This window comes from Pseudohongiella acticola (genome assembly GCF_001758195.1).
Lineage (GTDB): Bacteria > Pseudomonadota > Gammaproteobacteria > Pseudomonadales > Pseudohongiellaceae > Pseudohongiella > Pseudohongiella acticola.
Map to the genome: position 1 here is coordinate 922,927 of NZ_MASR01000001.1, position 24,298 is coordinate 947,224.

General features: G+C 56.1%; 14 protein-coding genes. 7 read left to right on the top strand and 7 right to left on the bottom strand.

All coding sequences use genetic code 11. From position 1 onward, the window contains the following. Nucleotide 1: 1 nt before the first annotated feature. The gene (acnA, locus tag PHACT_RS03865) at nucleotides 2-2,653 is read right to left on the bottom strand and encodes an aconitate hydratase AcnA (RefSeq protein ID WP_070116001.1); all 2,652 of its coding nucleotides are present in this window, start codon (nucleotides 2,651-2,653) and stop codon (nucleotides 2-4) included. Between the two features lie 271 nt (nucleotides 2,654-2,924). Between acnA and PHACT_RS03870 the strand changes: the two genes are divergently transcribed. After that, nucleotides 2,925-4,739 (top strand): autotransporter assembly complex protein TamA, encoded by a 1,815-nt coding sequence (locus PHACT_RS03870; RefSeq protein ID WP_169819383.1) that lies wholly within the window; start codon nucleotides 2,925-2,927, stop codon nucleotides 4,737-4,739. Continuing rightward, nucleotides 4,736-8,518 (top strand): translocation/assembly module TamB domain-containing protein, encoded by a 3,783-nt coding sequence (locus PHACT_RS03875; protein ID WP_070116002.1) that lies wholly within the window; start codon nucleotides 4,736-4,738, stop codon nucleotides 8,516-8,518. The genes PHACT_RS03870 and PHACT_RS03875 overlap by 4 nt, the downstream gene beginning before the upstream one ends. Nucleotides 8,519-8,530: 12 nt before the next feature. On the opposite strand, the gene PHACT_RS03880 is transcribed toward PHACT_RS03875, so the two are convergent. The 3 genes from PHACT_RS03880 to PHACT_RS03890 are packed head-to-tail and all read right to left on the bottom strand — an operon-like array spanning nucleotide 8,531 to nucleotide 15,421. Further along, a complete protein-coding gene (locus PHACT_RS03880; RefSeq protein WP_070116003.1) occupies nucleotides 8,531-9,442 on the bottom strand; it encodes a transglutaminase family protein in 912 nt (303 codons plus the stop codon). Further along, nucleotides 9,439-12,033 (bottom strand): circularly permuted type 2 ATP-grasp protein, encoded by a 2,595-nt coding sequence (locus PHACT_RS03885; RefSeq protein ID WP_070116004.1) that lies wholly within the window; start codon nucleotides 12,031-12,033, stop codon nucleotides 9,439-9,441. The genes PHACT_RS03880 and PHACT_RS03885 overlap by 4 nt, the downstream gene beginning before the upstream one ends. 55 nt (nucleotides 12,034-12,088) lie before the next feature. Beyond that, complete coding sequence (locus PHACT_RS03890) at nucleotides 12,089-15,421, bottom strand: transglutaminase family protein (protein WP_070116005.1); 3,333 nt, start codon at nucleotides 15,419-15,421, stop codon at nucleotides 12,089-12,091. Between the two features lie 219 nt (nucleotides 15,422-15,640). Between PHACT_RS03890 and PHACT_RS03895 the strand changes: the two genes are divergently transcribed. From PHACT_RS03895 to PHACT_RS03915, 5 genes are all read left to right on the top strand, one after another. Further along, nucleotides 15,641-17,095 carry a circularly permuted type 2 ATP-grasp protein gene (locus PHACT_RS03895; protein WP_070116006.1) on the top strand — a complete coding sequence of 485 codons (1,455 nt, stop codon included), beginning with the start codon at nucleotides 15,641-15,643 and terminating at the stop codon, nucleotides 17,093-17,095. A gap of 1 nt (nucleotide 17,096) precedes the next feature. Continuing rightward, nucleotides 17,097-18,059 (top strand): alpha-E domain-containing protein, encoded by a 963-nt coding sequence (locus tag PHACT_RS03900; RefSeq protein WP_070116007.1) that lies wholly within the window; start codon nucleotides 17,097-17,099, stop codon nucleotides 18,057-18,059. A gap of 3 nt (nucleotides 18,060-18,062) precedes the next feature. Beyond that, entirely contained in the window at nucleotides 18,063-19,199 is a 1,137-nt protein-coding gene (locus PHACT_RS03905; protein ID WP_070116008.1) for a zinc-binding metallopeptidase family protein, read from the top strand. A 151-nt stretch (nucleotides 19,200-19,350) separates the two neighbouring features. Then, nucleotides 19,351-20,457, top strand: a complete 1,107-nt coding sequence (locus PHACT_RS03910; protein ID WP_169819384.1) for a branched-chain amino acid ABC transporter substrate-binding protein — start codon at nucleotides 19,351-19,353, stop codon at nucleotides 20,455-20,457. Beyond that, entirely contained in the window at nucleotides 20,441-22,255 is a 1,815-nt protein-coding gene (locus PHACT_RS03915) for a GGDEF domain-containing protein (protein WP_070116010.1), read from the top strand. The genes PHACT_RS03910 and PHACT_RS03915 overlap by 17 nt, the downstream gene beginning before the upstream one ends. A 64-nt stretch (nucleotides 22,256-22,319) precedes the next feature. On the opposite strand, the gene PHACT_RS03920 is transcribed toward PHACT_RS03915, so the two are convergent. Genes PHACT_RS03920 through PHACT_RS03930 form a run of 3 tightly spaced genes read right to left on the bottom strand, consistent with a single transcriptional unit; the run spans nucleotide 22,320 to nucleotide 24,279 of the window. Further along, a complete protein-coding gene (locus tag PHACT_RS03920) occupies nucleotides 22,320-22,730 on the bottom strand; it encodes a PH domain-containing protein (RefSeq protein ID WP_083264323.1) in 411 nt (136 codons plus the stop codon). Between the two features lie 24 nt (nucleotides 22,731-22,754). Continuing rightward, entirely contained in the window at nucleotides 22,755-23,798 is a 1,044-nt protein-coding gene (locus PHACT_RS03925) for a PH domain-containing protein (RefSeq protein WP_070116012.1), read from the bottom strand. Then, a complete protein-coding gene (locus PHACT_RS03930; RefSeq protein ID WP_070116013.1) occupies nucleotides 23,785-24,279 on the bottom strand; it encodes a PH domain-containing protein in 495 nt (164 codons plus the stop codon). The genes PHACT_RS03925 and PHACT_RS03930 overlap by 14 nt, the downstream gene beginning before the upstream one ends. Nucleotides 24,280-24,298 lie beyond the last annotated feature (19 nt).

Genomic DNA, 24,298 nt, shown 5'->3' on the forward strand with positions numbered 1-24,298 from the left:
CTCAGGACATCAGTTTTTCGGCAACAAATGGCATGATGCCGCCACTGTTGTAGTAGTGCACCTCTTCAGCAGTATCAAGGCGGCACAGCAGATCGACACGTTGCTCCGACTTGTCCTTGCTCTTTACCACCATGGTCACTGTCATACCCGTGGATATTTTTTCCAGACCTTCAAGGTCAATGGTTTCGCTACCATCAATCCCCAGAGTTTTGCGGTTTACATTGTCGGGGAACTGCAATGGCAATACCCCCATGCCTGCCAGGTTGGAGCGGTGAATACGCTCAAAACTCTCCGCCACAACCGCGTGAACGCCGAGCAACCGGGTGCCTTTGGCGGCCCAGTCCCGGCTTGACCCGGTTCCGTATTCCTTACCGGCAAGGACAACCAGCGGCGTGTTGTGTTCCTGATACTTCATCGCCGCGTCATAAATGCTCATTTGTTCGCCTTCAGGCATCAGACAGGTGACCCCGCCTTCAACATCCTTGAGCATCTCATTGCGAATACGGACGTTGGCAAAGGTGCCACGCATCATGACTTCATGATTACCCCGGCGCGAACCGTAGGAGTTGAAGTCTTCCTTGTTAATGCCTTTATCCAACAGATATCTGCCGGCGGGTGTCTGGGTGCCGATGGCGCCGGCCGGTGAGATGTGATCGGTGGTTACCGAGTCGCCCAGCAGCGCCAGAATTCTGCATCCGGTAATGTCTCCGCCCTCGGGTAACAGGTCAGGGGAGAAAAATGGCGGATTCTGAATGTAGGTCGAATCATCATTCCACTGGTAGGTCGCCCCTTCTGCTGTCGGCATCGCATTCCAGTCCTCGTTGCCACTGAACACATCGGCATAGTCTTTGGCGAACATGTCGCGACTGACGGTGGCCACGGCTTTGGCAATGGACTGGGTATCAGGCCAGAGGTCACGCAGATAGATGTCTTTGCCATCCTTACTGGTGCCCAGAGGCTCGCTACTCAGGTCGATATCGGTGGTACCTGCCAACGCATAGGCGACCACCAGCGGTGGGGATGCCAGCCAGTTTGCACGCACGCGAGGATGGATGCGACCTTCAAAATTGCGATTGCCGGACAGCACTGACGACACCGTCAGCTTGCCTTTGTCGACAGCCTCCTCAATCGCCGGGGGTAGCGGTCCGGAATTGCCGATACAGGTGGTGCAACCATAACCGACCAGGTGAAAGCCCAGCTCATCCAGGGCATCCTGCAAACCGGCTTTCTCCAGATAGTGCGTGACCACCTTGGAACCGGGCGCCAGTGAGGTTTTCACCCATGGTTTCACTTTCAGACCCAATGCCAGCGCCTTTTCCGCCAGCAGACCGGCAGCCATCATCACAGCCGGGTTTGAGGTATTGGTGCAGGAGGTGATCGCGGCAATGACCACTGCGCCGTCACTCAGCGACCAGTCTTCGCCGCTCACAGGCGCCGACTTTTTATTGTCATCCGGGAATTGTGCACGTGTTGCTTCACCCAGCTTGGGCAGGGGTACTCGATCCTGAGGTCGATGCGGGCCCGCCAGACAGGGTTCCACGGTGCTCAGATCCAGTTTTACCTCGCTGCTGTAAACAGCTGTGGGTTTATTGCTACGCCACAGCCCCTGGGCTTTGCTGTATTGCTCGGTCAGGGCAATGGTTTCTTCGTCGCGACCGGTCAATTCCAGATAGCGCAGAGTTTCATCATCTACGGCAAAAAACGTTGCTGTAGCGCCATATTCTGGCGACATATTGGCGATTGTCGCTCTGTCGGCGAGCGTCAGGTCATCAAGCCCGGCTCCGTAGAATTCAACAAATTTGCCAACAACGCCATGTTTACGCAGCATTTCCGCCACTGTCAGCACCAGATCTGTCGCCGTGACACCTTCTTTGAGATGACCGTCCAGGCAGACGCCAACCACTTCGGGAATACGCATGGTCAATGGCTGGCCCAGCATGGCCGCCTCGGCCTCGATGCCGCCGACGCCCCAGCCCAGCACTGCCAGGCCGTTCACCATGGTGGTATGGCTATCGGTGCCTACCAGTGTATCCGGGTACGCCTGGCATTTGCCATTGCTCTCGTTTGACCAGACACATCGTGCCAGAAACTCCAGATTGACCTGATGGCAGATGCCCGTGCCCGGCGGCACAACACGAAAGTTATCAAAGGCTTTCTGCCCCCATCGCAGGAATTCATAGCGCTCGCGGTTTCGTTCCATCTCGATACGAACATTTTCTGCGTAGGCGCTGTCACTGGCGAATCTGTCCACCATCACGGAATGATCAATCACCAGATCGACCGGATTGACCGGATTCACCCGGTCGGGATCGCCGCCTTTCTTCGCCACAGCGTCGCGCATCGCAGCCAGGTCAACTACCGCAGGAACACCAGTAAAGTCCTGCATCAGCACTCGCGCTGGCATAAAGGCAATTTCGTGATCAGATGAACGGGTCTTGGGCCATGCCAACAGCGTTTTTATGTCATTTTCAGTGGCAAAGCCCTGATCGACATGGCGCAACAGGTTCTCCAGCAGTATCTTCAGCGTCACCGGCAACTGCTCAACACTGCCGTAGCCGGCTTCCGTTAGTGCCGGCAGGCTAAAGTACTCAAAAGACTTCTGACCTATCGAAAGGTTTCTGCGGGTATCAGCCATGGATTTGTCTTTGGTCATGCGACTTCCTCCTTAAGATCCGAAAGCGGTCCGCCATACGTATCACGCACAAGGGGATAGAAGGCAGTATACCCTACAGCTTAGAATCAGGCGAACTGGTGCCAACTGGTTTGTAGCGCCAAATCACGGTAAGCTGTTCAGTTCGGAACGGGCTCAATGTTAGTCTTTTTGGTCAGCGTAAACCTGCTGCCACGAGTACCAGAATACAGAGAAACCCCAGGATACACAGCCGCAGTGCTTCATATATAGCCACAGAGCTTCGAGAAAGGTTTTGAACAAAGCAGTAATCAATGTAGTCACCAGTCTTGCGCCCGGGGCCGCGACCATCGCTCTGCTCTGCATCGCCCTGTTTGCAGGCATCGCCCGTGCGCAGTCGGCAGCCCCCAATGTCGTGGTCAGCGGCGCCGATGAGACCCTCACCAACAATATTCGCGTTCATGTCGGCTCTCCCGAGGCACGCTGTGACAGCGGTCAACGCCGGCTCAACAGGCTGCTGCCAACCATACGCCGCGATGTAGAGCGGGCTGCGCAGGCGCTGGGGTATTACCGTGCCAGTCACGATATCAACATAACACCCGCCGCTGGTCCCGGCACCGGCGAAACCAATCCTGACCAATGCTGGACAGTCGTCATCAACGTCGAGCCCGGCGAGCCTGTGCGAATAGGCGATATCGATATCACCTTCAGTGATCAGCGATTTAATGACCTGTTCTCCGACGTTGTGGAGGAAGTGGGCATCCAAAGTGGTCAACGGCTTGTGCACAGCGACTACGAACAATTGAAATCGCGCCTGAGCGCCGAGGCCATCGACAATGGCTTCTTCTCGGCGCGCTTCACACGCGCGCAACTGGCGATTGATCTGCCGCGTAACCGGGCCGATATCGATCTGGCGTTTGATCCGGGTGAGCGTTTTCGTTTTGGCCGTATTCGCATCAGCCCACTGGACGGCCTGTCCAGCTCCTTCGTGTCTCGATTTCTGACCTTTGAAGAAGGCAGCAATTACTCCAGTGATGCTCTGATTGAGCTGCGCGATAACCTGAACGACAGTCAGTATTTTAGCGAAATTGCCGTCACCCCTCAGTTGTCACAGGCGGTAGACGACAGGGTACCGGTCACCATTGATCTGCAGACCCGTGCGCGACGCTCATATTCTGCAGGTGTTGGCGTAAGTACCGACATCGGTCCCCGTTTAAGGCTGGAATACGAAGACCGTTTTATTAACAGACGTGGTCATCGTCTCAATGCGGAACTAGGCATATCTACCCAGCAACAGGACCCCAGCATCAGTTATGTCATACCGCTGAAAGACCCGGTCAATGACAGCCTGCGCCTGTCCAGTGGCTTCCAGCGTCTGGAAACCGACACCTATATCACCAATACCTACCGGGCCGGCGTCACCTGGCGATCGGTGGTGTGGGACAACTGGGTACAGAATGTCTTTGTTAACTACCAGACTGAACGCTCAGAACTGACCGAGGTTGAGGCGAGTACCGGTGAAGACCGACAGCAGGTCAATTCCACCATCACCGGCATCAATTGGGCGCGGACCCGTGCCGACGATCCCATTTATCCGACACAGGGCTGGCGCCTTTTCGGCCAGATCAGCGGTGCTGAGGAAAACCTGCTGTCCGATATAACGTTTGCCCAGCTTTACGGCAGCGCCAAACTGATTCACAGCATCGGGCCCGGTCGTGTCCTGCTCCGTGGTGAGGCCGCCACAACCATTGCCGACGAGGTACTTGAGCTGCCGCTGTCTGTACGATTTTTTGCCGGCGGTGATAAAAGTGTTCGCGGCTATCAATTTGGCGAACTCGGTGCCACCAACAGTGACGGCGATGTCGTCGGCGGCAAACACCTGTTGGTCGGCAGCGTCGAATATGACATCCCTGTGGTCGCAGGCTGGCATGCGGCGGTATTTTACGACACAGGTAACTCATTTGCCGATTTCGATGATATGAAACTTAAAGACAGTGTGGGTGTTGGCGCACGCTGGCGATCGCCTATTGGTCCGATTCGTGTCGACGTCGCACGCAGCCTGGATGATGGTGGCTTTCGCCTGCACATCACCATGGGGCCGGATCTATGACAACCAGCCAGGACACATCGACGCACGAGCAATCGCCGCGACGCGCCCTGCGCTGGCTGCTAACCGGCCTGGCAGGCATTTCCCTGCTGGTGTTGATTACCCTTAGCGCGATCAGTGCAGCACTGGGCACACACAGCGGCAGCCAATGGCTGCTGGCACAGGCAACCGGCCTGGTGCCCGATTTTCGTTACGAAAACGCCGAAGGCACTTTCCTGCGCGGCATCGACCTGTATGGAGTCAGCTATCGCAGCGGCGACAACCTGGTACGTGTCGAGCAACTGCATAGCCGCTGGAACCCAATGACACTAATGGACGGTGAGTTCCATCTGCAATCGCTACGCATAGCTGGCGTTCAGGTGGACTGGCACAGTGATCCCGATGCGCCGGCAGGACCTCCCCTGGTTCTGGACGATGTGCTCGAACCGATACTGCCGCTGCCAATCTCAGTGCGCCTGTCCAATGCCCGCCTGGATGGCGCGACAATAAACTACGACGATTTCAGCTACACCATCAGCTCGCTGGGGTTAAATGTGTCGTTGCAGGGTCACACGCTAAATATTCAGCAACTGTCTCTGGATGCCGAGCCCGTTACCCTGACGGCGGAGCTTGAAGTAGAACTGCAATCACCTTATGCGCTGAACGGCACCGTCGACTGGCAGCTGGATAACAGCCTGCTGGAAGGCACCGCTGCGCCGAACGGGCATCTGTCAGTTGACGGTGATCTGGACCGGTTGCAGATTGAGCATGAACTGTCAGGACTGACCGATGCCGAATCCCGCGGTGAAGTCCAGCTTGGACTGGCCCGTCTGCTCAATGCCCGCAGTGATTCGCTCGACCTGCAAGTCGATCTGGAACACACACTGGGCACTCAGACGCTGCCCGGTCCGGGCATGGAAGCGTTTACAGTACAGGCGTTAACGCTGCGTACCCAGGGTACACCCGACGACCTGGGACTTTTTGCCGCAGCCCGTCTGGACATCGAACTGGCTGAGGACTTTGTTCTGGAGACAGACCTGAACCTGCGTGCAGCATTACGCGGCAGTCAGTTACAAATTGACGAACTGGCCATGCGCACTGCCAGCGGGCTGCTGGCATTGGTGGGCGATGTGAACTGGAGTGACGGTATCGCAGTCGATTTGAACTATGAATTGGACGAACCCGCGCCGGGCAACTATATTCCTGGATTACCAGAGAGCATGGTGATCCAGGACCTGAGGTCCAACGGCCAGGTCACATTCACGCAGGCGGCTGCCAGCGCCTCAGGCGAAGCCGGGCAAATGGCTCTGGCCTTCAATAGCGATGATCTGCGAGCCACGGTCAATGATTATCCACTGACTGGAAGCGCTGGCTTCGATTATGACGGCGCTAACTGGACGGTTGATTCGTTTGCCCTGCAAACCGGCGAAAATCAACTGACGCTGACCGCCTCGCTCAATGCCGACAACCAGATCAATGCTGACGCCACAATTGATGCCCCCACGCTGAGCGTTCTGTATCCGGACCTGGAGGGACGCCTTCGCGCAGATGCAATCGTTACCGGCACACTCAATGAGCCCGCGATTGATCTCGACCTGATTGCCAATAACATCGTATTTGGCGAATTCAGCATTCCAGAACTCAACATGACTGGCCAGAATCGCGGCGGCATGAATGAAATCGAACTGACCACCGGTAACATCCAGGTACCCGTGGGCGAAAACACGGAAACCATTAGCGACGTACTTCTGCGCCTGCGTGGCCAGCCCGACGCTCACAACCTTCTGCTCAGAATGAACAGCTCTCTGGTAAATCTGCGCCTCAATGCTGACGGCAGTCTTGCCAATGGGGGCTGGCAGGGCCGCCTGCTGAGCAGTGAAATAGATTCTGATTACGGCCTGTGGCAACAGACCCAGGCAGCCGAACTGGCGCTGGCCGCCGACCAGGTCACGCTCAATCCGTTGTGTTGGAGTATGGGCGATACCCGTGTCTGCATTGAGGCCGGGCTGAGCGAAGGCTCGCAACTTGATGCTCGCATCGATCTGCAGAACTACCCGCTGACGGCATTGAATCATGTGCAGTCGGAACAGAATATTGCCAACCTCACCGACTCAGACTTCCACGCCGACAACAACGCCACCGCCGACGTTCGGTTACCCTTTACGTTGCCGCCCGACATGGCACTTCAGGGCTACCTGTCACTGCAGGCAACCGCGGCCGGTGATATTTCGGACCTCAACGGTCTCGACATCAGCGTTCAGACTCTCAGCGAAAATGGCAATCTTTACCTGCAATCTGAACCGTCAGCCGATGACATCGTGGAAGGAGAATTGCCCGAACCCGCGATCACGCATTTTGTCTGGTCCAATATTTCTCTGGACGCTACCCAACAGGCCCGCGAATGGCAACTAAGCAGTCAGCTGCGTTTTGTACAGAATGACCCAGACAGCACCGCTGCGGCAATGCGTGGCTCGGCAGATGCCAATATCCGCATGACTGAAAGCCGCGGGCTAAACGGTAATGTTCGTCTCGACTTTGATGATCTGGGCTGGGTTGAAGCACTGGCGCCACAGCTGGCCAACGTGACCGGCACTCTGGAAGGGCGCCTCAATGTCGACGGCACGCTCGAACAACCCATTATTGGCAGTGACATCCTGTTGAGTGGTGCCGATTTCCAGTTGCCGGCACTGGGGCTGAACATGCAGTCCGTTGAAATTTCGCTGAGCAGCGACAATTCCGAAAGATTTGTACTCAACGGGTATGCCGAATCCGGTAGTGGCTCAATGGAATTCAACAGCGAAATCCTGCAACCGCTCAGTGAAGAACGCCGCATGACCCTGCAACTGGCGGGCAGCGATTTTGTTGTCGCCGATCTGCCTGAGCTTTCAGCAGCAATCAGTCCCGACCTGCGCGCGACGGCCAGCATGGAAGGCATTGACGTAAATGGTCGTTTGTTGATCCCCACCGTCGACGCCCGAATCACCACGCTTCCGGAAAGTGCTGTCGATGTTTCCAGTGACACCGTGATCGTAGCAACCGAAGAAGACAGTGACGTTCGCAACGCGGCGCAGGTCAATCGCGGCATACTTTCCGATATTCCGCTTTCAGGCAATATCCAGCTAATTCTGGGCGACTCGGTCAATATTTCAGGATTCGGCCTCAATGCCCGCCTCACCGGGCAGCTTGATATCGATCAACGCCCCAGCGCCACACCACTGACCTATGGTGAGCTGGAGGTAGCAGACGGCAGCTTCGAGATATACGGTCGTACGCTCAACATAGAGCGCGGTAAGCTGTTGTTCATGGGAAGCTATGACAACCCTGCCATTGACATCCGTGCCGTGCGAACCGTGGAGAACATGCGGGTGGGTGTACAAATGAACGGCACCATTCGCAATATCCGCAGCAGCCTGTTCTCAACACCAGCGCTGCCCGATGGCGATATTCTTGCCGTCATGATCACGGGCCGTCCGATCGCCGAAATCGGGTCTGAACAGGAAGGCAACGCGCTGGTGGGCGCAGTTACATCACTGGGTATCAATCAGGGTCAAGGCATCACCAATCAGATACAAAGCCAGCTTGGCCTGGATACGTTTGCCATTAATAGCCGAGGTGATGTTAACGACAGCAGCCTGATGCTGGGCAAGTATATTACGCCGCGGATTTTCATTCGCTATGCGGTCGGCCTGTTTGAAACCGAAAACAGTCTGGAGATCGACTACACTGTCAATGATCGGGTCAAGCTGCAGGCGACTTCCGGACAAAGCCAGAGCATAGACCTGACGTATACAGTGGAACAGTAATCGACGTTGGCGTTACAGTAGCGCGCGCTCAGCCGGCGCTTCTGCTAACGGAGTAACGTCAACCGCCACGGTGAGTTTATGCTCTCCCCCACCGCTCATGACGCCTTTTAACGGCGTCACATCAGAAAAGTCACGCCCCCAGCCGAGGACAATGTAGCGTTCGTCGGGCACACAGCCATTGGTGGGATCAACTTCCTGCCACCCCCAGCCGGGAATAAAAACCGCAACCCAGGCATGCGTGGCATCAGCACCCAGCAGTTTCTCCTGCCCGGGTGGTGGCGATGTTTCCATGTAACCGCTGACGTAACGTGCAGCCAGCCCCATGGAGCGCAGACAGCCTATCAGCAGGTGTGCAAAATCCTGACAGACACCTCGCCTGCTCTCCAGCACTTCGGACAGCGGCGTTGCCAGTGTTGTCGAATCTTCATCGTAACTGAATTCGTCAAAAATGCGCCGGTTCAGCTCAAGCAGGGCATCAAGCAACAATCTGCCGCGCGCAAAACTAGGTCTGGCATAGTCCAGCAACGCCGGTTGCTGCGAGACAAAAGGCGAGTCCAGACCATATAACCTGGCTGCAATACTGTCCCTGTTGCCATACCCTGGCGCACAGCTCATTTCTGCCGCTGCGTCTTCCCACGAGGTACCGGAGAAAATATCCTGGGCTGGCCTCGGCAGGGTTTCAACCTCGCTGGTAACGACAACCTCAAGGCTGTTGTGGACCACCTCAATAGCAAAATACGCTACCCGATTACCAAAAAAATCCTGACGTTCAGTCAATCCGACAGGATTCGGACTAATCGTCAGTTGTGTATTATTACAGGTCTGCCAGGGCAGTTGACGCGGCAGAATTCGCGCCTCATTGTGACTGAGAGTGGCCGGCCCACTGTACTCATAACGCGTCAGATGTCTTAACTTATATCTCATTTGTTGGTCAGCTCCATGGTGACCAGTTGCCGGGACGCTTCGACATGGCTGAAATGACTGTGTGAAACCGCATTGGATAATTCGGCCATAGGCTCAATCAACTCATCCAGCAGAGCCATCAGAATGTCACGCGCTTCGGCCGAATGCTCAATATCAGCAAGGCTGTCAATATCGACCAGATGCAGAGTACTGGTCGCCTGAATGATCAGCCGGTTCTCCAGATTTCGATAGGAACTGCTCTCCGCCATTGCCGGTAAACGTGCCACCTGCCGTCCCAGTCGCTTGAGCATATACCCGACAGAACGTGGATTGGTCTCATCAAACAGCAACAAGTCCAGAATGGCTGAGGGGTGCAATTGTGAACGATAACGCCGACGGTAGACGGTGAAGTTGTCGGTAGTCGCCAGAACCACTTCCCACAATGGGATACCCGGCTGATTGGCGGTCAATAAAGCCAGTTTCAGTAGTTGCAATGTGCCCAGCACGCGCTCGATAAAACGACCAATATCCAGAAAACGCCATCCATAGTGATGAGGCATGGTTTCGTTGCACAACCCGAAAAAGGCGGCCAAATCAACCACAACCGCTTCCAGCAGCCGCTGCCCCGTTACCACGCCCTTGGTGCGGGCGATGGCGTTGCAACGCTGGCGAATACTGCTGACTGAACGCCAGGCGTCGTCGCCCAGATGATCGCGCACCGCACGGCTATTGCGCACAAATTGACTGAATGCCATTGGTAATCCGTCGGGCGCCTGATCCGATAACAAAGTCAACAACCGGTCACGCGCCAGCAGGTACGCTGGTGAGAAACGTGGATGCTCCCCCATGGCGGCCAGCTCTTCCTCAAGCTCATCTTCGTCCGGCGCCACGCCCAGCGCTGTCAGCAGATCCGGCAGCAGCGTCACCACCGCTTCCTGGGGACTTTCCTGCAACAGACGACCAAGCGCCTCACGCAGCAGGCGCGCCCTGATGTCCATACGCTCACCATAGCGCCCCATCCAGAACAGGCTCTCGGCGACCCGACAGGGCAGATCCTTGCCATCCCGGGTGACCAGTATCGGTCCCTGCGCCTGCCGTAACATGCTGACATGTGGTTGCGGTGCCGACGCCAGTACCCAGATATCCTTGACCACGCGACTTTTCATCATCGCAGTACCGGGTTCACCGACCCAGGCCAGGCCACCGGGCATGATCCGGAAGGCATGCTCTCTGACCGGTTTATGGATGTCTTCAGCTTCGATAGAGGAGAAGAAACGTAGGGTTGCTGTCTGTCGCTCAACTGTCTTGCTGGACGGATCGAAGCCCGGCGTGACAGCGGCCTGCAGAGGTTTCTGAGCAGTGAAAAGATGCGGTCGCAATTGCAGGTCGGAACGCAACGCCGCCACAGACTCCAGCCCCATCTGGTCAACATGAAAAACCTTGCCCGGCCGTGTGATATCGCGCAGCACCCATTCATCCATCGCGGCACGAACCAGATCAAGCGAAGACTGGTCGCCGCACCATAGTGCCTCACGCCCACGCAGCATCAGCGATTCTCCCAGCAGCCGCTGACACAGCGCGGGCAGAAACGCCGCCAACGCCGGATGTTCCAGCACGCCCGCACCCAGAGCGTTTACAATATGTACTTGACCGCTGCGTGCAGCCTGCATCAAACCCGGTACACCCAGCAGTGAGTCGGGGCGCAGTTCCAGCGGGTCGCACCAGGGGTCATTGATCTGGCGCATGATCACATCCACCTGATGCAGACCACCCAGCGTACGCACCGCAACCTGGCCGTCTCGCACAACCAGATCATCGCCTTCGACCAGCGGAAAATTCATGTAGTTGGCGAGCCAGGCGTGCTCAAAATAACCCGGGCTGCCCGGTCCCGGCGTCCACAACACTATGTTGGGCTCCTGACGTTGCGTGCTGGCAAGACTGGCCAGGCAGCGGTGCTGCGCCTGCAGAAAACCCGCCAATCGCTTGATCGGTGCATCGCGATAGAGACCCGGCAATGCTCTTGCCAGGGTGATCCGGTTTTCCAGTGCATATCCGACTCCGGCCGGCGACTGGGTCCAGTCCGCCAATACCTGCCATTGCCCGTCATTGTCGCGAATGACATCAGTTCCATGAAAAATCAGCAGCGGTCGACCGACCTGTGACGGCGAATCGACAGCGGAAAACAGAAATCCGGGATGGGTGTAGACCAGTTCGGGGGGCAACAGACCTTCATTGATAACTTTGCGCTCGCCATAAAGATCATCAAGCAACATCGCCAATAACCGGCTGCGCTGACGCAGGCCACACTCCAGATAGGACCAGTCGTCGACACTGATAACATAGGGCAGGCAATCCAGGCGCCAGGAGCGCAGCTGGCCAGGATCATCCTCATACGGGTTGAAGGTGACACCGTTTTCATGCAACAGGCTTTGCGCTTCTTCGCTGCGGGCGCTCAGGGTATCCGGCCCCATAGCCGAAAATTCCGCCAGCAAGGCCTGCCAGTGAGCCCGCGGCTGCTGGTTCGGGCTCAGCAGTTCGTCCTGACCATCGTGGCCGGGATAATCATTGAGCAGATCGTTCAAGGCAGGATCGTTAATGCCCGAAGGCTGCATATCGTGTACCGCATTCTGGTTCAATTCTGGACTGGGCTAATTCTGGACAGGCGAATTATAAACCAGTCGCGGCGATGCCGGCACGTCTTAGATCCAGTGTATGCGGATAATCCTGCCCCGGTGCCTGCGCAATATGCTCTACCCTGCCCTGGCTATGGCCGTGCTCCCAGAATCTCGCCATACGGCGTGCCTCAGCCTCATTGGCATTAACGGGAAAGGTTTCATAATTGCGCCCGGCCGGATGCACAACATGGTATGTACATCCCCCCATTGAGCGTTGATGCCAGGTATCGATCAGATCGAAGGTCAGCGGCGCATGCACTTTAATGCGCGGATGCAGGGCCGACGGTGGCTGCCAGGCCCGATAACGCACGGCCGCGACGGCTTCGCCAGGCACACCCGTCGCCTGCAGCGGCACTCTGTAACCGTTGCAGGTCAGGACATGGCGTGATGGATTAAAGTCACTCAATTTGACTTCCAGACGCTCAACTGAAGAATCCACGTAACGCGCAGTGCCGCCACCACTGGCCTCTTCCCCAAGCACATGCCACGGCTCAATGGCCTGACGCAACCGGAGCTGCGCACCCTCATAGCGCACCTCACCGATCATCGGAAAGCGGAATTCCAGGAAGGCAGCAAACCAGGCCGGATCAAAATCGAAACCGTGCGCACGCAGGTCTGCCAGTACATCGGTCAGATCCTGCCAGATGAAATGCGGCATCATCCATTTGTCGTGCAGTGCGGTTCCCCAGCGTACCAATGGCTTGCGATAGGGTTCCTTGAAAAAACGTGCGACCAGAGCACGAATCAGCAGCTGTTGCATCAGGCTCATCTCGGGGTGCGGCGGCATTTCAAACCCGCGCAACTCAAGCAGACCCAGACGACCGGTGGCTGAATCTGGAGAATACATTTTGTCGACACAGAATTCGGCACGATGGGTATTGCCGGTAATATCGGTTAGCAGGTTTCGTACCAGCCGATCAACCAGCCAGGGTTCATTGACCTCCCCCTCTGGCATCTGCGACAGGGCGATTTCCAGTTCGTACAGGGCTTCATGACGTGCTTCATCGACACGCGGCGCCTGACTGGTGGGGCCGATAAACATACCCGAGAACAGATACGACAGGCTGGGATGATGCTGCCAGAAAGTCAGCATGCTGGCTAACAGGTCCGGGCGGCGCAGGAAGGGTGATTCCTCGGGCGTGCGGCCGCCAAGCGTGACATGGTTGCCACCGCCGGTGCCGGTGTGACGACCATCCAGCATGAACTTTTCAGTGCCCAGGCGAGTCAGCCGGGCCTCTTCGTAAAGTATGCGGGTATTACTGACCAGATCCGGCCACGTTCCAGCGGGCATGACGTTCACTTCGATGACGCCCGGGTCCGGCGTGATCATGAATTTATCGAGGCGTGGGTCAGAGGGCGGCGGGTATCCCTCGATACAGACCGGCATTCGCAAAGCAGCAGCGGTATGTTCCACCACCGCCAGCAAGCTCAGGTAATCCTCCAGCAACGGCAATGGCGGCAGGAATATAAACAATTTACCTTCCCGCGCCTCAATACACAGCGCAGTACCAATAACCCCTTCATCTGCGCTGTCGACCAGCTGTTCCTGCCAGTTCTGGCCAACACTGTGATGATGGTGCCCCGGCGTACCAGCTGCTTCTGTCGGCACATGATTATACATACGGGCCACTTCCCCGGCCTGGGCATGCAGATCCTCCAGGTCGGGCAACTCGGCAAACGGGGAACGAGGCTGAATCTCTTCGCGTTTCCTGATTGGCAACGACGACAGTGGCAGCCGCAGCCCCATTGGCGAATCACCCGGAATAAGGAACAGGTGGTCACGTTTGACGGGCCAGTGCCCGGTCATCCAACGCTCTTTTTCTCGCGTCAACGGCAGGGTCAGACCCACCGGTTTGTCCAGGCCTCGTTCCAGTACTCGCGACAGACGTGCGCGGTTAAGATCATTACTCAGGTCTTCGGCATGCAGATCCAGGTCGGCAGGTTGCTGTTGTTCCAGCCACAGGTAGTAATACGCATCTTCATAACAGGGGATCAGAAAACGACTGGGAACTTTGAGTGAGGTAACCAGGGCGTTGGCAAAGCCCCTGGCCTCTTTTTCACCATAACCATAGTCTTTATCGATGTCAGCCAGCCACTGATCATCGCGCCACATCGGTTTGCCATCACGGCGCCAGTAACAGGCGAGTGCCCAGCGTGGCAGTACCTCGCCCGGATACCACTTGCCCTGCTGGTACTGCAGCAACGAGTTTGGTGCGTAGTGTGGTCGCAGGCGTCGCATCAACTGCTCAGACAGCTTGCGCTTGGTTGGCCCCTGCGCCGCGATGGTCCATTCTGGTGCGTCCATATCATCGATTGACACAAAGGTGGGCTCACCGCCCATGGTCAGCCGCACGTCCAGCGCTTTCAGTTGTGCATCGACGTCCTGTCCCAGCGCATCAATGGCAGACCATTGTGCCTGCGTATAAGGCCTGGTGACACGCGGATCTTCATGCACTCGCGTCACACTCATCTCGAAATCAAACTCGACCTCGGTCGGCTCGGTGGCGCCGGTAATGGGCGCAGCACCGGCAGGGTCAGGTGTCGCCGCCAGCGGCAAATGCCCTTCGCCCGCGAACAGCCCCGACGTCGGGTCCAGGCCGATCCAGCCGGCCCCGGGGATGAACACTTCGCACCAGGCATGAAGATCGGTAAAGTCCCTGTCGGTGCCTGACGGGCCGTCCAACGCTTTAACATCGGCTGTCAGCTGCACCAGATAGCCCGACACAAAACGTGACGCCAGGCCCAGGCGACGCAGGATGTGAACCAATAGCCAGGTAGAGTCGCGGCATGACCCGCGCGCCAGCGCCAGTGTTTCCTGAGGTGACTGCACCCCCGGCTCCATACGAATCAGGTATTCGATGTCCTGCGCCAGGCGCTGGTTCAGGCCCACCAAGAATCCCGTTATATCGGTTTTCTCGCGTTTTACGCTGCTTAGCCACTTGTCCAGCAGTGGCCACTTCTGGCTGCTTTCAAGATAGGGTGCCAGTTCCTTTTGCAGCACTGGCGTATAGTTAAACGGGAAGTGCTCTGCATACTCTTCAACAAAGAAATCAAACGGGTTGACGACGGTCATGGGAGCGACCAGTTCAACCTCAATGTGCAGACTTGACAGTTTCTCCGGGAACACCAGGCGCGCTATATGGTTGCCAAACGGGTCCTGCTGCCAGTTGAGAAAGTACTCACCACCGGAGATCTTCAAACTGTAGGCATCTATCGGCGTGCGACAATGTGGCGCCGGTTTCAGGCGTATCTGGTGCGGCCCGACTTCAATGGGTCGGTCAAAGTCGTACCGGGTGGAATGTTTCAATGCTACACGGATGGTCATGAGAGGCTCATCTTCGAATGAAGTATACCCAAGAGAATAGCAACGCCTGTGCCAAAAGCAAGGTATGATAATTTTATGACCAAACTGTTGTCAGCCTGCGCAAGCCGTGAAAAGATAGAACTCATGGCCGACTCTCCACCGCAGTTGCGGTTAAACCTGGTATACAGATTGCTTCAACGGGTTCACACTGATCAAGACACTGAGCAACAATGAGGGTGAATGAGCAACATCAATTGGGAAGAATATAAAGCTACCGGCTTCTACGATGAACTGATTGCGGCCGACGGCAAACCCCGCCCTGAAGCCGAGCTCTTGTGCCAGTATCTGGCAAACCTCGATTCCCGTGAGTTGCAGGAACACAAAACTGCCGCCGAAGTCGCCATCCAGCTAATGGGCATTACCTTTACCGTTTACACCGAAGGCACAATGATTGACCGCGCCTGGCCGTTTGATATTGTGCCCCGTATCATTCCTCTTAAAGAGTGGCAGAAAACCGAGGCCGGCCTGAAGCAACGGGTGCAGGCGCTTAACATGTTCATTGATGATCTTTATCACGATCAGAAAATCATCAAGGACGGCATTTTCCCCAAAGAGCTACTGCAACACTCGGTAAACTTCCGGCCTCAGTGTGTCGGCATCAAAACCCCGCATAATATCTGGGCGCATATTTGTGGCTCTGACCTGGTCCGCGACAACGATGGCACGCTCTACGTGCTGGAAGACAATTTACGGGTACCGTCCGGCGTGTCGTACATGCTGGAAAATCGCAACGTCACCAAACGGGTATTGCCCGAGCTGTTTGCTTCCGGCCAGATTCAGCCGGTAGACGACTACACTTCCCAACTCTACGAGATGCTCGCATCGATGTCGCCACGACCCGGCGATGACCCGTCCATCGTGATTCTGACACCCGGCATCTACAATTCCGCCTATTACGAACACGCCTATCTCGCCCAACAGATGGGCGTGCAACTGGTCGAAGGCTCGGACCTGGTGGTGGGCGACGATGACTGCGTGTACATGCGCATGGTGGACGGTCTGGCCCGGGTGGATGTCATTTACCGCCGCGTTGACGACATGTTTCTGGACCCGGAGGTGTTTAATCCGGAATCGACTCTGGGTTGCCGCGGCCTGATGCGCGCATGGCGCAAGGGCAACGTGGCACTGGCCAATGCACCGGGTGCTGGTGTAGCCGACGACAAAGTGGTGTACGCGTTCGTCCCCAAGATCATCAAATACTATCTGGACCAGGAGGCGCTGCTGCCCAATGTTCCCAGCTATCTTTGCATGTTTGAGGACGATCGCAACTATGTGCTCGATAACCTTGATAAACTGGTAGTAAAACCGGCCAATGAGTCGGGTGGCTACGGCATGATGATCGGCCCACATGTCAGCAAAAAAGAACGTAAAAAATTCGCTGAACTGATCAAGGCTGACCCGCGAAACTACATGGCGCAACCAACACTGGCGTTGTCCACTTCGCCGACATTGATAGACCATGGCATGGAGTCTCGCCACGTCGATCTTCGACCCTTTATTCTTTCAGGGGAGTCAACTTTCGTCACCACCGGCGGCCTGACCCGCGTGGCACTGACGAAAGGCTCACTGGTAGTGAATTCGTCCCAGGGCGGTGGCAGCAAAGACACCTGGATTGTCGACGTGGCGGGAAACTGAGATGCTTTCACGAGTTGCAGAAAACATATACTGGCTGGCCCGCTATATCGAGCGTGCTGAAGATACCGCACGACTGCTGAGCGTAAACAGCAACCTGATGCTCGACCTGCCCCGCGCTACACAGCTCGGCTGGGCAGAGATCATCGCCATTACCGGTCACGGTGAACTGTTTGACGAACTCTACCCACATCGCGACGAAGCCAGCGTGCTGTCTTTCATCTGCAGTGACCGGCGTTATTCCGGCTCCATTATCAGCTCCCTGTCCGCTGCCCGGGAAAACCTGCGCACAACACGCGACGTCATTCCACGCGAAATCTGGGAAGAGATCAATCAGCTTTATCTGGGCGTTCGTGAAATGGTCGACTCCGGCGTCACGCCGCGCAAGCGCGATGCATTTCTGCGCCGTGTCATTCGTAGCTGCCAAACTGTCAACGGCCTGATCGAAGGCTCCTTGAGTTATACCCAGGTGCGCACGTTTCTTATGCTCGGACGCCAGCTTGAGCGCGCCGATATGACGACCCGTATTATCGACGTGCGTTCCGCCAACCTGCTACCACGTAGTCCGGGTGAATTGACCCCTTTTGAAAACCTGCAGTGGATGAGTGTGCTTAAATCGCTCACCGGGTATCAAATGTACCGCCAGCATGTACGCTTACGAATTCGCGGCCCTGATGTACTCAGTTTTTTGCTGCAGAACCGCAATTTTCCCCGTGCCGTTGCCTGCAGTCTAGAACGACTGGCCAATGCCCTGTCGACTTTGCCGCGCAATGAAACCGCACTCAATGAAGTGGAAACCTGCCGCACACACCTGGCCGAAGCTGCTATCTCGGTGCTTGCTGCCGAGCCTGATCGCCTTCATGCATTCGTCGATGAAATTCAGATCGACTTCACTGATTTGCACGAAGCCATACGAAAAACCTATTTTGATGGTCCGGCGGAGCTCACTCAGGAGCAAAAGCAGTAGTCGATGAAAGTCCTCGGCAAATCATACAGCCATGTACACCATTGTCAGTGTGGACAGTTATTGTTTTTCGACAATTCTGTCTGCCTGGTCTGTGGTGCCGCTGTTGCCTACCATCCTGAACTGGGGCAGGTAACAAGCCTGGAACCGGCCAAGCACTCGGATGCAGATTCAGAGCTGTGGCATATTCATGGTGAACCCGCCAGTATCCGACGCCGCTACAGTCGTTGTGCCAATCTTAACTCACCGGCATTGTGCAACTGGCTGATCACCGATGTGCGCACGGGCAATCTTTGTACCGCCTGCGCACTCAATATTACCATCCCGGACCTGAGCCATTCCGATAACGCCGACTACTGGCAAGCCTGCGAAGGTGCCAAACGCCAGCTGGTCGCGCAACTCATCATGCTCGGCCTGTCAGTGCATAACCGAACAATCGACCCCTATCGCGGCCTGGGCTTTGAGCTGTTGCGCTGGCAGCAGGGAGAACCCCCGGTGATGACCGGGCATAAAGACGGTATTATCACCCTCGACATTATGGAAGCCGACCCTGCACATCGGGAGCAATTGCGACAGCAGATGCACGAGCCCTACCGTACCCTGCTTGGCCATTTCCGACACGAATCAGGTCACTATTACTGGGATTTACTGGTACGCGACACGGCCTGGCTGAAACCCTGTCGCGAGTTCTTTGGCGACGAGCGGCTGAATTACAGTGTAGCACTGCAACAACACTACCAGAGCGGCCCGTCTCCGGATTGGCAGTCAACTTATATCAGCAGTTACGCCGCCTCTCACCCCTGGGAAGACTGGGCTGAAACCTGGGCGCACTACCTGCACATGACCGATACGCTGAGCGCGGCTGAGCAGTTCGGGATTGCCGTTGATACGCTGAGTTTCCGTACCGATCCATTTACCGAAACCGACCTCGAAGATTGCCCGTTTCAATGCCGTGACAAACAGTCAACCTCGCGCTTTCTGGACAACGTCAATCAGTGGGTAAGACTGAGCAGTGTGCTCAACGTGCTGTCGCGCAGCATGGGCCAGCCTGACAGCTACCCCTTTGTATTGACACTGGCAAGCCTGCGCAAGATGTATATGGTGCATACTGTCATTGCGCAGACCAGCCCAAACGGCAGATAAAGCTTGTGCAATCCATGACCAGATGGGCACAATGAACTTCGATGGCAGTAATCAACGCTGAATAGCGCCAAACACCTTGCCCGGAGGCTCAAACACCATGACTCCCTGTCGTTCCCTGGTCTCTTTATTAACCACGGTCACGATTATCGCGATGCTGAATTCGAGCGTGGCCCAGGCACAGAGGCCTGATGCGCCGCCCTCAGACAACGCAAGACCCATCGATCTGGCTATTGTCGGCCCGATGGTGGGAACCAGTTTCTATGTCGGCATGCAGTTTATCGCTGGCGTCAATGCAGCCATCAGCACATTGACCGATGGCACGCTACTGGGACGGCCGGTTCGTATTAAAGAATACGATGACCGCTGCCGGCAGGCGATCGCTGAGAAGCTGTCTCTTGAGATAGTACAACAGCCACCTCACGTAATAATCGGTCACTCCTGCTCAGCCACGACCATTGCCGCTGCGCCGGTTTATGCCGCCCATGACATTCTACAAATCACACCATCCTCTACCGCGCCGGCGGTCACTGAAATGGGGATTTCCAGCATTTTCCGCATGATAGGACGCGATGACGCTCAGGGTCAGATGGCCGCTGACTGGCTTGCGACCCATCATTCTGGCGAAAAACTGGGTTTCTTTCGCTCATTTAATGATTACTCAATGGGCCTGACCAACTCCGCCATCGCAGAATTGAGCAACCATGGTATTGAACCCACTCTTGTTGTGCAAAGCGCCGCTTCTGCAACATCCTATCTTAACGAAATCATGCAATTCATGGCAGCAGACATTGATGTTGTGTACCTGGTTGGCGGTGCGCTGGACAGCGGCGTTTTTGTCCGCCAGGCCCGGCAGGTGGCCGCGCCGTTTAACATTATCAGCAGCGATACGCTGGTGTCGTCAATATTCATGGAAACGGCAGGCGCGGCGGCTGACGGCATCCCGTTCACCTCCCCCGCTGACGTCACACGACTGGCTGATGAAGATCTGAACGGAAGCGCAGTCGCAGCCATCAAGTCACTGGGATTTGATGCCGAGGGGTACACCTTATTGGCCTATGCTGCCACTGAGGTCTGGCTAGAAGGCGTTCGCCGGGCACAAAGCCTGCAGGCCGAAGCGGTCGCCAACGCCATTCGTGCAGAACCTCTGAACACCGTTCTGGGCACCATTAGCTTTGAAGCCAATGGCGACATCAGCACGCCCTACCCGGCGTTTTCCTGGTTCAACTGGCAGGCGGGGCAACGTGTTCCTCTCGACTGATTCGCCGCTGCGCAAGCGGGTGGCTGCGCTGGGCATACGCGCCAGCTTTTTGCTGGGCATCACCGCGATGGCCGTCTTCATGATTCTGGTCACGGCCATTGCATTATTGACGTCGACCCTGATGACGCGCGGCGTTGGCGACATTCTGGATAACCGACTGCCGTCAACACTGGCTAGCGTCAATGCCGAAAAGGCCGTTGACACACTGGCCGCAGCCGGCTCCCTACTCGTTTCCGTTCGCAGCAGCCAGGCACGAGAAACAGCATTTGCGCGAGTTGCGCGGGCACAGTCAGACCTGCAATTGGCCCTGGATGACCTGGTCGTCACACAGGGAGCCGATTCCGCGGCGGAAGTCATTCGGCTGAGTCACGCCCTTAACCTGAATCTGGAGAACTTGCGTGCACTGGCGGACCAGAGGCTGAGCCTGATCGACGAGCAGATTGCTGCACGAGGGAGGTTGTTGAGCATTCTGCAGGCATTCCAGCAGAACCTGACCCATCGCATCAGAATACTGGAAGGAGACAGTGACGTCATTCGTCTGCTCGGTAGCCGATCAGAACCTCCTACGCAACAGATTGCTGCACTGGCCACCGACACGGCTCCTCTCATACCACTCGCCAGCTTCTACGCCGATATCGAGTCGGTCGGCGGCCGGTTGCTGGCAGCCGGACAAGATCCCAGTGCAACAACCTTGGCATTGTCGGAGCAGGTGGTCGAAGCCACCCTGAGCAACGCGCGGGAAACACTGCAAAAGTTGTCGTCGGACCTTGCATCGGCCCTGCAGTCGCGATTTCTGGAAATGCAGGAACTGAGTACTGGCTCCGAAGGTATTATAGAGCTCAGGCGCAGCGAGCTGACGCTTCTGGAAACAGGGGAAAATTGGAACCAGGATAACCAGCGTATCATCAATCAGGTCAACGCCGAGGTAGACAGCCTGGTCAACCAGGAACTGGCTGAAATAGACAATGCTGGAGAGGCTGTGGCCTGGACCGGCCAGGTTTTTCTGATACTGCTATTAGGCATCACGATCACCGGACTATTGGGCCTTGCCGCTTTTTTCTATTTTCATGTGATTCGCCATCTTATCGACCGGATAAGCACGCTAAGCAATGCCATGCAAATGATTGCAGCCGGACACTACGATGTTGCGCTGCCGCCTGAGGGCAACGACGAACTGGGCAGACTGGGCCGCGCCGTGCACACATTCCGCGATGTCGGCCAGAGCACTGCAATACGGGAACAACAGTTACAGATACTGAATGCCGAACTGGAAAAACTGTCCATCTCCGACGCGCTGACTGGCCTGGCCAACAGACGTTGCTTTGATGATGTCCTGAATGACGAATGGGAACGTGCGATGCGTTCACAACAACCTTTGGCAGTATTGATGCTTGATGTTGACAATTTCAAGCGCTACAACGATCGTTATGGTCATCTCGCCGGCGATCAGTGCCTGAAACATATAGCAACTGTACTGAAAGATCGCGTCTATCGAAGCACTGATCTGGCAGCGCGTTATGGTGGCGAAGAGTTTGTAGTCATACTGGAAAACTGTGTAGCCGATGACGCTGTCAATATCGCGCAGCAGATTCGCATCGCCGTTGCCAACCTGAAGATTACTCACGACGCAGCCATAGAACAGGTGGTGACTGTCAGTATCGGTGCGGCAGCCATGGTGCCGTCATATACCGAAGATATGACTCAGGAAAAACCCAGCGACACATTGTTGCGGATGGCAGACAATGCTCTCTATCGGGCCAAGGTAGCAGGACGAAACCGGGTAGAACTCGGCACCTGAGCCGGGGACACACATATTCAGCGGTCTTGACTGACATAGCCCCCACGGTCAGGGCACAGCCCGCCTACATCCACCGGCCCTGGAAATTAGCCGTTATCGACATCAAGTGGTCTTGCAACGCCTCAACCTGACGGCACGGCAACCAGGCAATACGTTCCCGACCGGCAGCACTGTAAACCAGCAGTGCTGACATACCCCAAAGTCGCAACCAGGGCCCTTGCCGGACGCGCAAGGTCTGCATTTTGCAGGCAGGAATCCAACGCTGCTGTTGACCGAACAGACCATATCTAAGTGCGAGCCAGTCATCATTAACAAAATAGGCTCTTCGGCGCCAGCGCCCCCACACCAGCAGCGCAATCAGACTGGCCCCGACCGCCACCGTCAGCAGGGTCCAGAAAACATCACCACTGGTCGCCAGTCCCGCTATGATGGCGGTCATCGAGGTGAAAATAAACCAGGGCAGTGCCATACTCATGGGATGAAAAGACTGCCAGACCGGCTAGGACAAACGCAAGGTTTGCCAGAGCTGGCTCTCTCGGTCATGATCAAGCACCGGAATAAAAAACGTTTTCGCCTGTTTCATTGTGTCGGGTCGTCCTGACTGATCAATGCGCAGCGATTTTCGCTTGAGCAGACGCGCGACCAGGCCCTGGCTCCATACCAGACGCTGCAAGCGAATGTATTGAAAACTACGGCTGACGATAGTCAGCAGCCCGGCACGGGTCTGATATCGTTGCCCGGCCACCGTCAGCGTAAAACCGTGGTAACGAATAATGGCAATCAACACGGACAGGCCAATAACGATGGCCAGTATCAGCATCAGTGCGGCACTCCATAACGACACATTCTGCAGCACACTGCCACCATTAAGCGTAGCGTAACTGAGACCTTCCAGCCGAGGCAACACCCACTCATCAACCAGATCGAACTGCGACAATAAATAGCCCGCGACGGGAAATACCAGTAGCACAGGGTTGTGAATCAGACCAAATCGGGCGAGCTCACGTGCCGGCAACACCATTTCAAGATTCGTCGTTGATGAGGCAGATGTTTCTCCATTGAACGTCTCCCGGTCAGCATGAGGTACCCGCCTGTGTTGCATCATGGCCTGTTTGAGTGATTCGGCATGGGTATGGGTCAGGCCTGCCAACTCCACTTCCCGACCCTGTGATCCCGCGCTTTCCACACCCAACACAGCCTGACTGAAAGGCCGGAAGTACCAGGGCTGGCGGATATCAGCCTGCTGAATACGCTCGTACTCCAGAGTCAGTTGCCGGCGCTTGAAGATACCCTCGCGCAGATGCAGTGTGTCCTCGGTGGCGCAATATCGAAAAAACCACCATGACGCCGCCGCATGAGCCACAATCAGTACCGGCAGAGCCACAGCAATCGCCCACAGCAGAGTCGTACGAAGTTGCTCGCCACCGGTGACAATAACAACCAGCAACGGCAGCAGATTGAGGGCATGTCGCGCAAACAGCACCAGTGTGCGCCCGATAAAATAAATCAGCGCCCACAGAGATACGCGCTCAAAGCTGGTCATCGACTGCCTCCGTAGCATCGGGCTGCGCGTCGATTTTCTGCAGCAGGCCGTCACGAATGCCTTCTGCGCGAGGTAGTGGCAACCCTGGCACCGTCAGATCGGAGCTTTTACCACCCGCGGTATAAATGACCAGCCGTGCAATTTTCAGCCAACGTTCCAGCGGCCCCTGAGTGATTTCAACATGTTGAATGCGGTTAAGAGTGACTACCGTCTGCGTACGCCAAAGTGCACCGGTGCGAAAATACACTGCCCTGGGCTGCACAACGTATCCGGTCAGCCGGTATCGTTTATTGACCCAAACTGTCATCAGCGTTATCGCCGGCAGCAGAACGACCATGGCAGCGAACGCGCCATGCCACGGTGCAACTGCCGGAATTGCGATACTCAGAAGCACGCACAGAATCAGAAGCAGTACGGTATCAATCAGGATGACCACTCGCAGCAGGGTTTTATAGGCAGGGTCCACGGGGAGATATTCCATTAACTGTCACTCGTCCTTT

Bases quoted from the DNA above. Each gene is read 5' to 3' on its own strand.
- acnA (WP_070116001.1), bottom strand. From the start codon at position 2,653: ATGACCAAAGACAAATCCATGGCTGATACCCGCAGAAACCTTTCGATA.
- PHACT_RS03875 (WP_070116002.1), top strand. From the start codon at position 4,736: ATGACAACCAGCCAGGACACATCGACGCACGAGCAATCGCCGCGACGC.
- PHACT_RS03880 (WP_070116003.1), bottom strand. From the start codon at position 9,442: ATGAGATATAAGTTAAGACATCTGACGCGTTATGAGTACAGTGGGCCG.
- PHACT_RS03885 (WP_070116004.1), bottom strand. From the start codon at position 12,033: ATGCAGCCTTCGGGCATTAACGATCCTGCCTTGAACGATCTGCTCAAT.
- PHACT_RS03890 (WP_070116005.1), bottom strand. From the start codon at position 15,421: ATGACCATCCGTGTAGCATTGAAACATTCCACCCGGTACGACTTTGAC.
- PHACT_RS03895 (WP_070116006.1), top strand. From the start codon at position 15,641: ATGAGCAACATCAATTGGGAAGAATATAAAGCTACCGGCTTCTACGAT.
- PHACT_RS03900 (WP_070116007.1), top strand. From the start codon at position 17,097: ATGCTTTCACGAGTTGCAGAAAACATATACTGGCTGGCCCGCTATATC.
- PHACT_RS03905 (WP_070116008.1), top strand. From the start codon at position 18,063: ATGAAAGTCCTCGGCAAATCATACAGCCATGTACACCATTGTCAGTGT.
- PHACT_RS03910 (WP_169819384.1), top strand. From the start codon at position 19,351: ATGCTGAATTCGAGCGTGGCCCAGGCACAGAGGCCTGATGCGCCGCCC.
- PHACT_RS03920 (WP_083264323.1), bottom strand. From the start codon at position 22,730: ATGAGTATGGCACTGCCCTGGTTTATTTTCACCTCGATGACCGCCATC.
- PHACT_RS03925 (WP_070116012.1), bottom strand. From the start codon at position 23,798: ATGACCAGCTTTGAGCGCGTATCTCTGTGGGCGCTGATTTATTTTATC.
- PHACT_RS03930 (WP_070116013.1), bottom strand. From the start codon at position 24,279: ATGGAATATCTCCCCGTGGACCCTGCCTATAAAACCCTGCTGCGAGTG.